This window comes from Mesorhizobium sp. B1-1-5, assembly GCF_006443065.1.
Classification (GTDB): domain Bacteria; phylum Pseudomonadota; class Alphaproteobacteria; order Rhizobiales; family Rhizobiaceae; genus Mesorhizobium.
The window spans coordinates 1-1,187 of the sequence record NZ_VFWS01000517.1 but is presented as its reverse complement, the minus strand read 5'-3'; the positions used below and the strand labels follow the sequence as shown (position 1 = coordinate 1,187).

Below are 1,187 nucleotides of genomic sequence, written 5' to 3'. Positions count from 1 at the left end.
CCGCGCCGCCAGCACCGGGCCGGCCGAGCCCGGCCTGTCGGGTTATTTCTGGCGCGGCATCACCGAGAATTATTTCAACTTCACCGGCCGCGCCCGCCGCAAGGAATACTGGGCCTATTGCCTGTTCTGGTTCGTCGCGCTGCTGGCAGTGACCGGCATCGGCATTTTCGCCGATGCCGCGATGGGCAATCTCGACGACGCTGAAATGCCGGCGGTGACGATTGGCCTGTTCGGCCTTTTCCTACTTGCGACCTTTCTGCCCGGCCTCGGCATGACCGTGCGTCGTCTGCACGATATCGGCCTGACCGGCTGGCTTTTCCTGGTGATCCTGATCCCCACCATCGGCAGCCTGATCATCCTGGTCTTCGCGCTCATCCCGACCCAGGTCCGGGAGAACCAGTGGGACCGGTGCCGGCGGGCGCCAGAACGTAGCCCTGCGTGCGTATTGCAATTACGTGCAACTTTAAGTAGCGTCTCGCGACGCAATGTGAAATGGGGCAGAGCATGCGCGGGACGGTGTTCCACTATGACGAAGGCCAGGACTACGGTTACATCAACGGAACCGACGGCAAACGCTACATCTTTTCCCGTATCGATTTCAGCCTGGAACTGCCCCTCGGCAAGGGTACCCTTGTCGAGTTCCAGCCGGGCGACGGCACGGCGCACAACATTGTCGCCACGGCCTCGGCCACATCGTCGTCAACCACCAGTCAGCCACGGCAGACCAGCCGTTCTGCCCGAAGCCGTCCCGCCTACTCCACAGGGCTGTGGGCTTATTTCTGGCGCGCGGTGATCGCGGATTATGGCAATTTCACCGGACGCTCCCGCCGCAAGGAATTCTGGGCCTTCTGGCTATTCTACACCCTCGGGGTGCTCGCGCTTTTCGGCTTCGGGATACTTGTTGAACTGGCGATCAACGGCTTCGAAACCAACGCGGACAGGACGCCGATGGGGTTCATAGGGTTCATACCCCTACTGGTGTTCTTTTCGGGATTGATCTTGCCTTGCATTGCGCTCCTCGTACGGCGTGCGCATGACGCCGGCCTGAGCGGCTGGTTTGCCCTGCTTTGCTTCATCCCGCTCATTGGCGGCATCGCCGTGCTAGTCTTCGGGCTTATGCCGCCTCAGCTGGGCGAAAATCCTTGGGGACCGGTGCCGGCGGGCGTCAGGGTCTGACCGCCCCCAGC

At 62.0% G+C, this 1,187-nt stretch carries 1 protein-coding gene and 1 pseudogene; both read left to right on the top strand.

The window, feature by feature from the left end; all coding sequences use genetic code 11:
- Nucleotides 1–432: pseudogene (locus tag FJ980_RS32895) on the top strand (DUF805 domain-containing protein); the annotation flags it as partial.
- Between the two features lie 357 nt (nt 433–789).
- Nucleotides 790–1,176 (top strand): DUF805 domain-containing protein, encoded by a 387-nt coding sequence (locus FJ980_RS35705; protein WP_246676688.1) that lies wholly within the window; start codon nt 790–792, stop codon nt 1,174–1,176.
- Nucleotides 1,177–1,187 lie beyond the last annotated feature (11 nt).